General features: G+C 62.4%; 11 protein-coding genes and 1 pseudogene. 7 read left to right on the top strand and 5 right to left on the bottom strand.

Annotation, left to right across the window (positions count from 1 at the left end):
• Nucleotides 1–37: 37 nt before the first annotated feature.
• The 4 genes and pseudogenes from DOCECA_RS15695 to DOCECA_RS15680 all read right to left on the bottom strand — a co-directional run bounded on the left by DOCECA_RS15695 (nucleotide 38) and on the right by DOCECA_RS15680 (nucleotide 3,819).
• On the bottom strand, nucleotides 38–442 hold the full coding sequence (locus DOCECA_RS15695) for an META domain-containing protein (protein ID WP_420767461.1): 405 nt from the start codon (nucleotides 440–442) through the stop codon (nucleotides 38–40).
• Nucleotides 442–876, bottom strand: a complete 435-nt coding sequence (locus DOCECA_RS15690) for a hypothetical protein (RefSeq protein ID WP_434607300.1) — start codon at nucleotides 874–876, stop codon at nucleotides 442–444. The genes DOCECA_RS15695 and DOCECA_RS15690 overlap by 1 nt, the downstream gene beginning before the upstream one ends.
• Nucleotides 877–976: 100 nt before the next feature.
• A pseudogene (locus DOCECA_RS15685) lies at nucleotides 977–1,081 on the bottom strand (2-hydroxyacid dehydrogenase); the annotation flags it as partial.
• Complete coding sequence (locus tag DOCECA_RS15680; RefSeq protein ID WP_445570781.1) at nucleotides 1,069–3,819, bottom strand: response regulator; 2,751 nt, start codon at nucleotides 3,817–3,819, stop codon at nucleotides 1,069–1,071. The pseudogene DOCECA_RS15685 and the gene DOCECA_RS15680, both read right to left, overlap by 13 nt.
• A gap of 217 nt (nucleotides 3,820–4,036) precedes the next feature.
• On the opposite strand from DOCECA_RS15680, the gene DOCECA_RS15675 reads away from it, so the two are divergent.
• The 7 genes from DOCECA_RS15675 (at nucleotide 4,037) to DOCECA_RS15645 (ending at nucleotide 12,437) form a co-directional block, all read left to right on the top strand.
• The gene (locus DOCECA_RS15675) at nucleotides 4,037–4,759 is read left to right on the top strand and encodes a response regulator transcription factor (RefSeq protein WP_434611645.1); all 723 of its coding nucleotides are present in this window, start codon (nucleotides 4,037–4,039) and stop codon (nucleotides 4,757–4,759) included.
• Nucleotides 4,746–6,167: a histidine kinase sensor domain-containing protein gene (locus tag DOCECA_RS15670; RefSeq protein WP_434675992.1), complete on the top strand. Its 1,422-nt coding sequence runs from the start codon at nucleotides 4,746–4,748 to the stop codon at nucleotides 6,165–6,167. The genes DOCECA_RS15675 and DOCECA_RS15670 overlap by 14 nt, the downstream gene beginning before the upstream one ends.
• Nucleotides 6,168–6,352: 185 nt before the next feature.
• Complete coding sequence (cysM, locus tag DOCECA_RS15665) at nucleotides 6,353–7,255, top strand: cysteine synthase CysM (protein WP_420767457.1); 903 nt, start codon at nucleotides 6,353–6,355, stop codon at nucleotides 7,253–7,255.
• On the top strand, nucleotides 7,255–8,625 hold the full coding sequence (gene rlmD, locus DOCECA_RS15660) for a 23S rRNA (uracil(1939)-C(5))-methyltransferase RlmD (protein ID WP_434607295.1): 1,371 nt from the start codon (nucleotides 7,255–7,257) through the stop codon (nucleotides 8,623–8,625). Before cysM ends, rlmD begins: the two co-directional genes overlap by 1 nt.
• Nucleotides 8,626–8,725: 100 nt before the next feature.
• Nucleotides 8,726–10,972, top strand: coding sequence for a GTP diphosphokinase (gene relA, locus DOCECA_RS15655; protein WP_030142406.1), 2,247 nt, complete (start codon nucleotides 8,726–8,728; stop codon nucleotides 10,970–10,972).
• 65 nt (nucleotides 10,973–11,037) lie between these two features.
• Complete coding sequence (gene mazG, locus DOCECA_RS15650) at nucleotides 11,038–11,871, top strand: nucleoside triphosphate pyrophosphohydrolase (RefSeq protein ID WP_434648656.1); 834 nt, start codon at nucleotides 11,038–11,040, stop codon at nucleotides 11,869–11,871.
• A 26-nt stretch (nucleotides 11,872–11,897) separates the two neighbouring features.
• On the top strand, nucleotides 11,898–12,437 hold the full coding sequence (locus DOCECA_RS15645; RefSeq protein ID WP_420767454.1) for a DUF2058 domain-containing protein: 540 nt from the start codon (nucleotides 11,898–11,900) through the stop codon (nucleotides 12,435–12,437).
• A gap of 140 nt (nucleotides 12,438–12,577) precedes the next feature.
• Here DOCECA_RS15645 and DOCECA_RS15640 read toward each other — a convergent pair whose 3' ends face one another.
• Nucleotides 12,578–12,772 (bottom strand): hypothetical protein, encoded by a 195-nt coding sequence (locus tag DOCECA_RS15640; protein ID WP_420767453.1) that lies wholly within the window; start codon nucleotides 12,770–12,772, stop codon nucleotides 12,578–12,580.
• Nucleotides 12,773–12,852 lie beyond the last annotated feature (80 nt).

The raw sequence follows: 12,852 nt of genomic DNA, 5'->3' as shown, positions 1-12,852 counted from the left end.
GAGCAACTTCCTCGCCAGTGCCTGGTCAGGCAAGGCTTCAGCCTTCCTCCAACCACCAGCGCAGCGGCTTGCCCTGGGCGGGCCAGAAACGCATCTGTTCGATGGGGGAAACATCCCAGCGTTCGACTTTCTGTAGCGCCTGCAAGAATCGCGTCTCCTGCTCCATCACTGCCGGGGGGCAGAGTTTGCGGGTGCTGCCGATCTTGCCGAAACTCAGCCGGTCGCCTTCCAGGGTGTAGGGCGCAAACCAATGGTTGCAGCCGGCATTGCCATAGGCCCGGCCATCATCGCCGAGGGTGATGGTCAGGTGGCTGTAGTCCATCAATGGCCGCTCACCGATCCATTCAAGAATATAGCTGCGGTTTTGCTGCAGCTGCACCGGATCGGCGGCGCAACCCATCAGGCCAGCGCCGACCAGCGTGGCCAGGAACAGGCGTTTCATCAAGCGGCTTCCTGGCATTGGGGGCACAGATGCCTCTCGCCGACCGTCTGCCAGCCCAGCTCGGCAATGCGCGCGGTGGCGGCCGGTTTCTGGGCCTTGGTGCCGAGCTTGGCATCGACGGCGAATTCGAAGCTCAGTTCCTTGGTGCAGCGGTCGCAATTGACCTGCCAGGTGTGGATCGCCAGTTCGCCGAATACCGGGCCGGTAGTCATGGCGGTCCACTGGCCCATTGGCTTGAGCAGATGGCGAACGGTGTCCACGGTCAGGCGCATGGACAGGTCCTTGCTGCCCTTGAGGGTCACGAGCAATACGTCGTTGGCCTGGATCGAACCGCCATTGCCAGTGACCTGGTAACGGCCTGGCGCCAGGGCGCGGACCTCGGTCAAGGTGTGCTGCGGGTTCATCAGGGTGTAGCGAAAATCGTGTTCGGCCATGGGTCCTCCAAATAGGCGCGACATGCTAGCACGGGGCATGGCTGGGGCATGGACTCGATGAAAGGTTGGCCGACGAAACTCCATTCACTGTGGGAGCGAGTCAGCTATCTATCAGGTTCTGCGGCGCGCCGGCGGCCCAGGCTGCGATGTTATCCAGTGTGGCCGTGGCGATGGCGGCCAACGCTTCGTGGGTCAGGCACTGATGCGTGCCTCGCTGGCCAGGCGATTGATGGCCAGCTCCAGGTCTTCCAGGGCCGCCGCGGCCTTCGGATCCTTCTGCTTGAGCAGGGTTTCGCTGCGCTGGCAGGCCGCGCGCAGTTGCGGTACGCCGCAGTAGCGCGTGGCACCGTGCAGGCGGTGGACCCGCTCGATCAGGGCATTGTGATCGTTGGCTTCGCTGGCCTGGCGAATCGCTTCCCGGTCGGCTTCGAGGGATGCCAGCAGCATCGCCAGCATATCCGCCGCCAAGTCGGCCTTGCCGGCGGCCAGGCGCAGGCCTTCTTCATGATCGAGCACCAGCAACTCACCGCTGCGATGGGCGTCCGCGCCCCGGTCCGGCACCTGGTTGCGCAAGGCCAGGCCGGTCCATTTGAGCACGACCTGGGCCAGCTGCCGCTCGCTGATGGGCTTGGTCAGGTAGTCATCCATGCCGCTTTGCAGCAGGGCGCGTTTTTCGTTGGCCATGGCGTGGGCAGTGAGGGCGACGATCGGCAGCGGTGTGCAATGCCGCTCACTTTCCCATTGGCGGATCGCCTCGGTGCTCTGGCGACCGTCCATGCCGGGCATCTGCACATCCATCAGGACCAGGTCGAAGGTTTCCTGTTGCACCGCCTCGACCGCGGCGTACCCGCTTTCCACCGCCAGCACCCGGGCGCCCAGGTCCTCGAGCAGGGTTTGCACCAACAGCAGGTTCGCCGGGTTGTCGTCCACGCACAGCACTTTTGGCGCTCGGCTGGCCACCGGTTCATTGGGTTCGTTGCGCGTTGGGCGGGGGTTGGCCAGGTCGGAAAGCGACCGCCGCAACTTGCGCGTGCAGGCCGGCTTGGCCTGCAATTGGCTGTGGGGGTTCGGGACGGAGAGGTGGTACAGCGTTTGTTCGGTGGTAGGGCACAGCACGAGGACTTTGCAGCCCAGGTGTTCCAAGTCCCAGATGTGCTGGTTCAAGCGCTCGGGTGGCATGTCGTTGCTGGTGATGCCGAGCACCGCCAGGTCGATGGCCTGTTCGGTCTGGTGAGCAACCGTGACCCCGTTGGTCAGGTTCTCCAGCGTGTTGAACGGCGTGACCTGCAAGCCACAGTCTTCGAGCTGGTGCTGCAAAGCCTGGCGCGCCAACTCGTGATTTTCCAGGACGGCCACCCGCCGGCCCAGCAACGGCGGGCCGGGGAGATCCTCGGCGTCGTCGCGGGTCTTGGGCAGGCGCAGGCTGATCCAGAACTCCGAGCCTTCGCCTGGCGTGCTGTCCACGCCGATCTCGCCGCCCATCTGTTCCACCAGCCGCTTGGAAATCACCAGGCCCAGCCCGGTGCCGCCGGGTTGCCGGGACAAGGAGTTGTCGGCCTGGCTGAACGCCTGGAACAACGCGCGAACGTCCTGGCTGGACAGGCCGATACCGGTGTCCTGGATGCTGATGCGCAGCTGCACGCTGTCTTCGTGCTCGTCTTCGAGCATCGCGCGGGCGACGATGGTGCCTTCCCGGGTGAACTTGATGGCGTTGCTCACCAGGTTGGTGAGGATCTGCTTGAGACGCAGCGGGTCGCCCACCAGCGACAGCGGCGTGTCCCGGTAGACCAGGCTCACCAATTCCAATTGCTTGGCATGGGCGGCGGGGGCGAGGATGGTCAGGGTGTCCTGCAACAGGTCCCGCAAGTTGAACGGGATGCTGTCGAGCACCAGCTTGCCGGCCTCGATCTTCGAGAAGTCGAGGATTTCGTTGATGATGCCCAGCAGGCTGTCGGCGGATTTTTCGATGGTGCCCAGGTAGTCGAGCTGGCGCGGGGTCAGTTCGCTTTTTTGCAATAGATGGGTGAAACCCAGGATGCCGTTGAGCGGCGTGCGGATCTCATGGCTCATGTTCGCCAGGAACTCGGATTTGATCCGGCTCGCTTCCAGGGCTTCCTTGCGGGCCAGGTCCAGCTCGATGTTCTGGATCTCGATGGTTTCCAGGTTCTGGCGCACGTCTTCGGTGGCCTGGTCGATGCTGTGTTGCAATTCCTCCTGGGCGTTCTGCAAGGTCCCGGCCATGCGATTGATGCCCGACGCCAATTCATCCAGCTCTTGACTGCCCAGCGGTGGCAGGCGGGTTTCCAGGTGCCCATCCTTGAGCTGCGCCACGGCCTGCTTGATCTGGCTCAGCGGACGGTTGATGGTGCGGCCCATGCGCAAGGCCAATAGCCCGGTGCATCCCAGCCCGGCGGCGATCAGGAGCAGGCTGGCGAACAGGCTGCGGTAACCGCGCAGCAACATGCCGCTGTGGGACAACTCCAGCTCGACCCAGCCCAGCAGGCGGTCGGCCTCTTCGGGGATCAGTTCGCCGGCCAGGTTGCGGTGCTTGCCGAACACCGGCAGCAGGTAGCGGGTGGCGTCGTTGCCGGTGCGTTGCAGCAGTTGACTGCTGTTGCCTTCCGGTGCCCGGTTGAGCATGGTCGGGCCGGCGTGGGCCAGCGGAGCGCGGTCGGGGGCCAGGAAGGTCACGGCCCGGACATCGGCTTGCTCGAGGGACTGGGTGGCGATGCGCTCCAGCAGTTCGGTGTCTTGGCGGCTAAGGGCGGGGGCGACCAGCGGCGCCAGCTGTTCGGCGATCATTTCGCCCCTTTGCAGCAGTTGGGCGTGCAGGTCCGATTGCTGCATCCAGGTGAAATAGCCGCCCAGAACCAGCGCCATCAGGCTGGTTGGCAACAGGGTCAGCAACAGCACGCGGCCTTTGATTCCCAGTTTCTTGAGCACACCTTGTCTCCTGCATCCAGCGGTCTGATTGAGCTTTGCGCGCATCCGGCACGCAACACCTGCGCAGTGTAGCGATTTGCAGGCGAGCCTTCTCCGTAAAATTCATGTCGCCGTGCATCCGCGTCGCTGCCAGGATTGAGCGGGGCGATACGCGGCGGTTGCCTGTAGGGAAGCGATCTTGAATAATTGCTCAACTGAGAATTACTTGCAGAAACTGATGAGCCCCCACGCCACCGTGCCGCCCCGTATCCTTTCCATAGAAGACGACCCCGTACTGGGTGCTTATGTTCATGAGCATCTGGGCCGCAGCGGGTTCGACGTCACTTGGTGCCAGAACGGCCAGGAAGGCCTGGAAATCGCCTGCCGGCAGGCTTTTGACGTCGTGTTGATGGACATCCTGCTGCCCGGCCTGGACGGTCTCGCGGTGTTGACGCATTTGCGCAAGCGCCAGGCGACGCCGGTGTTGCTGATGTCCGCGCTGGGCGCCGAAGCGGATCGCATCAGTGGCTTTCGCCTTGGTGCTGACGACTACTTGCCCAAGCCCTTCAGCATGGTGGAGCTACGGGTGCGCATCGAGGCCATCCTGCGGCGAGTCGCGCTGGACCGACGTCCGGCCCAGGTGGCGATCCTGCGCCAGAGCCAGGATCTGGGTTTCGACGAAGAGCGCAGCGATGTGCAGGTCCAGGGACAATGGGCGGGGTTGACGCGCAGCGAATATCGCTTGCTGGACGTGCTGCACCGCAGCGGCGAAGAAGTGTTGAGCAAGGCCTTCCTGTACCAGCACGTGTTACAGCGCGGTTACGCCCCCCACGATCGCAGCCTGGACATGCATGTCAGCCAGATACGCCGCAAGCTCAAGGCCATCGGCTATACCCAGCGCGAATTGCGCACGGTGTGGGGCAAAGGCTATGTCTTGAGTGTTGTCGATGAAATGGTCTGACCTGCCCGGCAGGCACTCGCTGTTCTGGAAGCTGGCATGCCTGCTGGTAGCGTTCTGCTTGCTGATGATCTGGCTGAGCTGGTCCTGGGGGCGCTACATGGAAGTGCGCAATCAGTTCCTTTCGGACGAAGCCCGCGGCACCCTCACGCGTTACGCCGCCGAAGCTGAGCAGGCGTGGCTGACCGATGGAAGCGCGGGCGTCGATCAATGGGTCTACGCTATGCAATATCGTGAAGCGAGCTGGGTAGGGGTGATTGGCGGTGACTTGCAGTCACTGAGCGAACACCCGCTCACGGACAGGGAAATCGAGCGCCTCACCTTTCTGCGCGGCCTCGATTGGCCCATCCACAAAAAGGGACGGCCGTGGTTGCGGGTGCCTTTCCCAGAGAATCCGTCCATCGGCAGCTTGGTGATCGAACTGCCCGAGCGTTTCCTGCCGGGACGTTATCGAGTGTTCTGGCGCGTGATCACCAACGGTGTCATTCCTGGGCTGTTTACCCTGCTGCTGTGTGTCGGGCTGTATCGCTTGCTGGTGGTGCCGCTCAATCAGCTGCGCGAACAGGCCAATGCCTGGCGCGCCGATCAGTTGAACGTGCGCCTGCCTGCCCGTACCACCGATCGAGCCGACGAACTGGGCGAACTGGGCCGCGCTTTCGATCAAATGTCCGAACGCCTGCAATCCACCGTCGCCCTGCAACAGCAACTGCTGCGAGACCTGTCCCATGAATTGCGCACGCCCTTGAGTCGCTTGCAGGTGGCGGGCGACAGTGAGCAGGACCTGATTCGCCTGCGCGAGCGCGTCGCCCGGGAAGTCGACTGCATGCAGGGGCTGGTCGAAGACACCTTGCAACTGGCCTGGCTCGATACCGACCGGGCGCCGTTGCCCGCCGAGGCGATCCAGGTCCAGGCGCTGTGGGAAATGCTCACCGAAAACGCCTGCTACGAAACCGGCTGGCCGGCGAGCCAGTTGCAATGCGCCGTCGACGCCAGCTGCTGGGTGCAAGGCAACCTCAATACTTTGGCTCAGGCCTTGGAAAACATCCTGCGTAACGCTATTCGCCATTCACCGCCCGGCGGCATTGTGCGCCTGGATGGTCGGCGTGAGGATGGGTTCTGGTTGCTGTGGCTGGAAGATGAAGGCGGCGGCGTGGCCGAGCAGGATCTCAACCGCATCTTCGATCCGTTCATCCGCCTGGATGGCTCCCGGCCAGGGAACGGCGGGTTTGGATTGGGGTTGAGCATCGCTCGCAACGCGGTGGAGCGCCAAGGCGGGCGGGTGTGGGCGCACAATGGCGTGAAAGGGTTGCGCTTGAATCTGCGGCTGCTGGCCGTTGAGCCGCACACCGCCGACGTGGCGAGAGAGCTTGTTCCCGCTGGGGCGCGAAGTGGCCCCTTACAAACGGCTTGAAATACCGCGAAGTCCCGATTGGGGCGGCTTTGCCACTCAGCGGGAGCAAGCTCCCTCGCCACGGGACTGCACCGATTCCTAAAGGCTTATTCCCATAAGCCATAACCCCCTCACTTTGCGTGATATGGCCTCGCCCGGTTTGCCGGTATGATAGGCGCCCCCGCAGCCCGGATTGCGAATACGCCATGACTTTGCAGTACCCAACCATCGCCGATTGCGTCGGCAACACTCCGCTGGTTCGCCTGCAGCGCCTGCCTGGCGCGACCAGCAATACGCTTTTGCTCAAGCTCGAAGGGAATAACCCGGCGGGTTCGGTCAAGGACCGACCGGCGCTGTCGATGATCACCCGCGGCGAATTGCGGGGCCAGATCCAGCCCGGCGATACGCTGATCGAGGCGACGTCCGGCAATACCGGCATCGCCCTGGCGATGGCGGCGGCGATCAAGGGCTACAAGATGATCCTGATCATGCCCGACAATTCCAGCGCCGAGCGTAAGGCCGCGATGACAGCCTATGGCGCCGAATTGATCCTGGTAACCCAGGAAGAAGGCATGGAGGGCGCCCGGGACTTGGCCGAACGCATGCAGGCCGAGGGGCGTGGCAAAGTGTTGGATCAGTTCGCCAACGGCGACAATCCGGAAGCCCACTACACCACCACCGGCCCTGAGATCTGGCGCCAGACCGACGGCACGATCACCCATTTCGTCAGCTCGATGGGCACCACCGGCACCATCATGGGCACGTCGCGCTATTTGAAAGAACAGAACCCGAACGTGCAGATCGTTGGCCTGCAACCAATGGAAGGCTCGGCCATCCCCGGCATCCGCCGCTGGCCCGAAGAGTATCTGCCGAAGATCTACCAGGCCGACCGCGTGGACCGCATCATCGACATGGCCCAGAGCGAAGCCGAGGACGTGACCCGGCGCCTGGCGCGGGAAGAAGGCATCTTCTGCGGCGTGTCTTCGGGCGGTGCCGTGGCGGGCATGCTGCGCCTGTCCCGGGAAGTTGAGAATGCGGTGATCGTCGCGATCATCTGCGACCGTGGCGACCGTTACCTGTCGACCGGCATTTTCGACGCGCCCAACTGATGGCCAAGCAAGAAAGAGGCTTGCGCTTCCAGCCCAGCGGCGGAAGCCGGGCCCCGCAAGTGCCCACCGGTAAAAAGCAGCGCTTGACCATCGAACGCCTGGCCAACGATGGCCGGGGCATTGCGTTTGTCGACGGGCGCACCTGGTTTGTCATCGGCGCCCTGGCCGGTGAAGAAGTCGAGGCGCGGGTGCTCGGTGCCCACGGCAAGGTGGTCGAGGCCCGCACTGAACGAGTGTTTTCGCCCAGCGAGCTGCGTCGTGCCGCGCCGTGTGTCCATGCCGGTCGCTGCGGTGGATGCAGCGTGCAGCATCTGCCCCACAACGAACAACTCGCCCTTAAACAGCGCATGCTCGCCGAGCAGCTGTCACGGGTGGCGGGCGTTGAGCCGCAAGAATGGGCCGAGCCCTTGAGCGGGCCGGAGTTTGGCTACCGGCGTCGAGCCCGGGTGGCAGTGCGTTGGGATCAGAAAGCGAAGAAGCTCGAAGTGGGTTTGCGTGCCGTCGGCAGCCAGGACATTGTCGCCATCGACCAATGTCCGGTGCTGGTACAGCCCTTGCAACCGATCATGAGCCGCTTGCCCCAGATGCTTCGTCGCCTGGGCAAGCCCCAGGCGCTGGGCCATGTGGAATTGTTCGCCGGCTCGTCCCTCGCGCTGCTGTTGCGGCATATGGCGCCACTGTCGGAAGCCGACCTGACGATCCTCAAGGATTTTTGTGCGTTCCACGAAGCCCAACTGTGGCTGCATGGCGAAGGCGAGCCGCAACCGGTCGATCCGGGACGCTCCCTGGGCTATCGCCTGGAAACCTGGGACCTGGACCTGGCTTACCGGCCAGGGGACTTCATCCAGGTAAACGCCGCCGTCAACGAAGCGATGGTCGCCCAGGCCTTGCAATGGCTAGCGCCTCGCTCCGAAGAGCGGGTGCTGGACCTGTTCTGCGGCCTGGGCAACTTTGCCTTGCCACTGGCCAAAAGCGTGCGCGAGGTGGTGGCGGTGGAAGGCGTGCAAACCATGGTCGACCGTGCCGCGGCCAACGCCGTCAGCAACAATTTGCATAACACTGCTTTTTTTCAGGCCGATTTATCCCAGCCGTTGGCGGGTGCCGAATGGATCGGCGAAGGCTTTTCTGCGGTACTCTTGGACCCACCCCGTGACGGTGCTTTCGAGGTGGTGCGCAAGCTGGCATCCCTGGGTGCCAGACGGTTGGTTTATGTATCGTGCAACCCGGCAACTTTGGCGCGGGACACGGTCGAATTGATCAAGCAGGGCTACCGGTTAAAACGTGCCGGGATTCTCGATATGTTTCCTCAGACGGCGCATGTCGAGGCCATGGCGTTATTTGAAGCGAGCCAGGATGGCTTGTCCGACTGACCCGTTCGTGCACTCCGCCACGGCCCTGGGCGGAAACACGGGCAACGAAGGTCAGCGATGTTGACGCATTGAATCTGCGTCGTAGGGAAGGTAAGTAAAGATGGTACAGGTGAGAGCACACCAGCCGATCAACACTGACGGCAGTATCAATCTCGAGGCTTGGCTCGATCACGCGGTCAGTATCGACACGGCACTGGATCGCGAAGCCTTGAAGGCCGCTTGCGAGTTCGCTCGCGAGGCGGAGCAGCAACACAATGCGGCGAAGAACCTGTGGTCCGAAGGCACCTCGAGTTTCCAGACGGGCCTGGAGATCGCCGAGATCCTCGCCGACCTCAAGCTGGACCAGGATTCGCTGGTCGCCGCGGTGCTGTACCGCGGCGTGCGCGAAGGGCAGATCCAACTGCCGGTCGTCAGCCAGCGCTTCGGCACCGTGGTCGCCAAGCTGATCGACGGTGTGCTGCGCATGGCGGCAATCAGCGCCAGCCTCAGCCCGCGGCAGTCCATGGTGCTGGGCACCCAGGGCCAGGTGGAAAACCTGCGCAAGATGCTCGTTGCCATGGTCGACGACGTGCGTGTCGCGCTGATCAAGCTCGCCGAGCGCACCTGCGCGATCCGCGCCGTGAAATCCGCCGACGACGAGAAGCGCAATCGCGTTGCCCGGGAAGTATTCGACATCTACGCGCCGCTGGCTCATCGACTGGGTATCGGTCACATCAAGTGGGAGCTGGAGGATTTGTCCTTCCGCTACCTGGAGCCCGACCAGTACAAGCAGATCGCCAAGTTGCTGCACGAGCGACGCCTGGATCGCGAACGCTTCATCACCGACGTCATGACCCAGTTGCGCGAAGAGCTGCAGGCCACCGGCGTGGAAGCCGATATCAGCGGCCGGGCCAAGCATATCTATTCCATCTGGCGAAAAATGCAGCGCAAGGGCCTGGAATTCAGCCAGATCTACGACGTTCGCGCCGTTCGCGTGCTGGTCCCTGAAATGCGTGACTGCTACACCGCGCTGGGTATCGTCCACACGTTGTGGCGGCACATTCCGAAGGAATTCGACGACTACATCGCCAACCCCAAGGAAAACGGCTACCGCTCGTTGCACACCGCCGTGATCGGCCCGGAGGGCAAGGTGCTGGAAGTGCAGATCCGCACCCACGCCATGCACGAGGAAGCAGAGCTGGGGGTCTGTGCCCACTGGAAATACAAGGGTACCGACGTCAAGTCCGGCTCCAACCATTACGAAGAAAAAATCTCCTGGCTGCGCCAAGTGCTGGAATGGCACGAGGAACTGGGCGACATCGGCGGCCTCGCCGAGCAATTGCGGGTCGATATCGAACCGGACCGGGTCTACATCTTCACGCCTGACGGCCATGCCATCGACTTGCCCAAAGGCGCGACGCCGCTGGATTTCGCCTACCGGGTGCACACCGAGATCGGCCACAACTGCCGTGGCGCCAAGATCAACGGGCGGATCGTGCCGCTCAACTACAGCCTGCAAACCGGTGAGCAGGTCGAGATCATTACCAGCAAGCACGGCACGCCGAGCCGCGACTGGTTGAACCCGAACCTGGGCTACATCACCACCTCGCGGGCACGGGCGAAAATCGTCCATTGGTTCAAGTTGCAAGCCCGCGACCAGAACGTCGCTGCCGGCAAGACCTTGCTCGAGCGCGAGCTGAGTCGCCTGGGCCTGCCGCAGGTGGACTTCGACAAGCTGGCCGAAAAGGCCAACATGAAGACCGCCGAGGACATGTTCGCCGCCCTTGGTGCCGGCGACCTGCGCCTTGCGCAACTGGTCAACCTGGCCCAGCAGCTGGTGGAGCCGGAGCGGGGCAACGAGCAACTGGAGCTGATTCCGCGCAAGGCCACCGGCTACAAGCCGGGCAAACGCGGCGACATCCAGATCCAGGGCGTGGGCAACCTGATGACCCAGATGGCCGGTTGCTGCCAGCCGCTGCCGGGGGATGCGATCGTCGGCTACATCACCCAGGGTCGCGGCGTGAGTATCCACCGCCAGGACTGTGCGTCAGTGTTGCAATTGGCGGGTCGCGAACCGGAACGGATCATCCAGGTCAGCTGGGGCCCGGTGCCGGTGCTCACTTATCCAGTGGACATCGTCATCCGCGCCTACGACCGTTCCGGCTTGCTGCGTGACGTGTCCCAGGTATTGCTCAACGAACGCATCAACGTGCTCGCGGTGAATACCCGCTCGAACAAGGAAGACAACACCGCGCTGATGTCCCTGACCATCGAGATTCCGGGGTTGGACGCGTTGGGGCGGTTGCTGGGGCGGATTTCCCAGTTGCCGAACATCATCGAGACCCGGCGTAATCGGACGCCGGGCTGATCGCTGGTTGTCTTGGTTGATGTGGGAGCTCGCTCCCACATGTTTTTTTGTGACGGGACGGATTGATGTACAGCCTCGAAGACCTGCTCCACCTGATGAACCGGCTGCGGGACCCGCAGTACGGGTGCCCCTGGGACATCAAGCAAACATACGCCACCATCGTTCCCCATACCCTGGAAGAAGCGTATGAAGTGGCTGACGCGATCGAGCGTGGCGATCTTGATCATTTGCAGGGTGAGTTGGGCGACCTGCTGTTCCAAGTGGTGTATTACAGCCAGTTGGCCCGGGAGGAGAACCGTTTCGAATTCGCCGGCGTGGTCGACAGCATCACCCGCAAGCTGATCCGTCGCCATCCCCACGTGTTTCCCACCGGTGAGTTGTATGCGCCCGTGGATATTCCGCGCCTGAGCGAAGAGCAGGTGAAGCAGCGCTGGGAGGAAATCAAGGCACAGGAGCGAGCTGAAAAGACGTCGGCGCCCGAGCAATTGTCGCTGCTCGACGATGTGCCAGCGGCGCTGCCGGCCTTGTCCCGTTCGGCAAAGTTGCAGAAGCGTGCCGCACAGGTGGGGTTCGACTGGCCGGGGCCGTTGCCGGTACTGGACAAGGTTCGCGAGGAGCTGGACGAAGTGCTCGAAGCCATGGCGGACAATGATCCGGCTGCCATCAATGACGAGGTGGGTGACCTGTTGTTCAGCGTGGTCAACCTGGCGCGACACCTCAAGGTCGATCCCGAGACTGCCCTGCGTGGCGCCAACGCAAAGTTCGAGCGACGGTTCCGATTTATCGAACAGGCATTGCGCGACACCCGTCGTCCCATGGAAAATTGCACCCTCGAAGAGTTGGACGCCTTGTGGGGCGAAGCCAAACGTCAGGAAAAGAATTTGCCCAGCTGTGGCTGAGGCCGTTGCCTAAGTGAGTAAGCACCATGAGCCTTTCCCTTCGCGACCAGTTGCTCAAAGCAGGGCTGGTCAACCAAAAGCAGGCCAAGCAGGTCGGCAAAGAGAAACAGAAACAGCAGCGCCTGGCCCACAAAGGCCAGGTCGAACTGGATGATTCCCAGCAGCGGGCGGCTCAGGAAGCCATGGCCGAAAAGGTCAAGCGCGACCAGGAGCTCAACCGTCAGCAGCAGGAAAAGGCCGAGCAGAAAGCCCGTGCGGCGCAGATCAAGCAATTGATTGAAGTCTCGCGCCTGCCAAAGCTGACCACTGACGACTACTACAACTTTGTCGATGACAAGAAGGTCAAGCGCATCTCGGTCAACGCGCTGATGCGCAACAAGCTGAGCAGCGGCTCCCTGGCGATCGTCCACCACGCCGGCGGCTATGAAGTGATCCCGCGTGAAGCGGCGCTTAAAATCCAGGAGCGCGATCCCAAGCGCATCGTCCAGCTCAACACCCAGACTGAAGAAGTCGATGCCGATGATCCGTACGCGGCTTATCAGATTCCTGATGATTTGATGTGGTAAGCGGGACGCGATTCCATTGAGCTGAAACACAAAACCTGTGGGAGCGAGCTTGCTCGCGATAGCGGTATATCAGTGACAGAGACATTGACTGATACAACGCTATCGCGAGCGAGCTCGCTCCCACAGGTGTTTTGTGTGGTTCAGGATTGCGCGGTCTCACGCAAGCGCTGCAGTTCCTCTCGCTCCAGCTCGGCCTTATAGCTGTGTGCGTCCGTTTCGGAGTGGAACATCCCCACCAGCAAATCCTGTTGATGCACATCCCAGATCCGGATGCCGGCGGCAATGCCTTCGTGGGACATGTGGGCGTCGTCGCGTTCAGTTACTTTCACAGTCATCTTGCAAGCTCCAATCTCTGTTATCTGCAGCAAGGCGTGTGCAGGGTTTTGTTATAGATTTTGATAGCGTGCTAGGTAAA

This window comes from Pseudomonas sp. E102 (genome assembly GCF_052660185.1).
Note: the sequence above shows the minus strand (reverse complement) of the source record. Positions and strands in the feature narration are given on the sequence as shown.

What these genes read in the sequence shown, in the direction of transcription:
- relA (WP_030142406.1), top strand. Translation starts at nt 8,726, where the DNA reads ATGGTACAGGTGAGAGCACACCAGCCGATCAACACTGACGGCAGTATC.
- DOCECA_RS15670 (WP_434675992.1), top strand. Translation starts at nt 4,746, where the DNA reads ATGAAATGGTCTGACCTGCCCGGCAGGCACTCGCTGTTCTGGAAGCTG.
- DOCECA_RS15645 (WP_420767454.1), top strand. Translation starts at nt 11,898, where the DNA reads ATGAGCCTTTCCCTTCGCGACCAGTTGCTCAAAGCAGGGCTGGTCAAC.
- cysM (WP_420767457.1), top strand. Translation starts at nt 6,353, where the DNA reads ATGACTTTGCAGTACCCAACCATCGCCGATTGCGTCGGCAACACTCCG.
- mazG (WP_434648656.1), top strand. Translation starts at nt 11,038, where the DNA reads ATGTACAGCCTCGAAGACCTGCTCCACCTGATGAACCGGCTGCGGGAC.
- DOCECA_RS15675 (WP_434611645.1), top strand. Translation starts at nt 4,037, where the DNA reads ATGAGCCCCCACGCCACCGTGCCGCCCCGTATCCTTTCCATAGAAGAC.
- rlmD (WP_434607295.1), top strand. Translation starts at nt 7,255, where the DNA reads ATGGCCAAGCAAGAAAGAGGCTTGCGCTTCCAGCCCAGCGGCGGAAGC.
- DOCECA_RS15640 (WP_420767453.1), bottom strand. Translation starts at nt 12,772, where the DNA reads ATGACTGTGAAAGTAACTGAACGCGACGACGCCCACATGTCCCACGAA.
- DOCECA_RS15690 (WP_434607300.1), bottom strand. Translation starts at nt 876, where the DNA reads ATGGCCGAACACGATTTTCGCTACACCCTGATGAACCCGCAGCACACC.
- DOCECA_RS15695 (WP_420767461.1), bottom strand. Translation starts at nt 442, where the DNA reads ATGAAACGCCTGTTCCTGGCCACGCTGGTCGGCGCTGGCCTGATGGGT.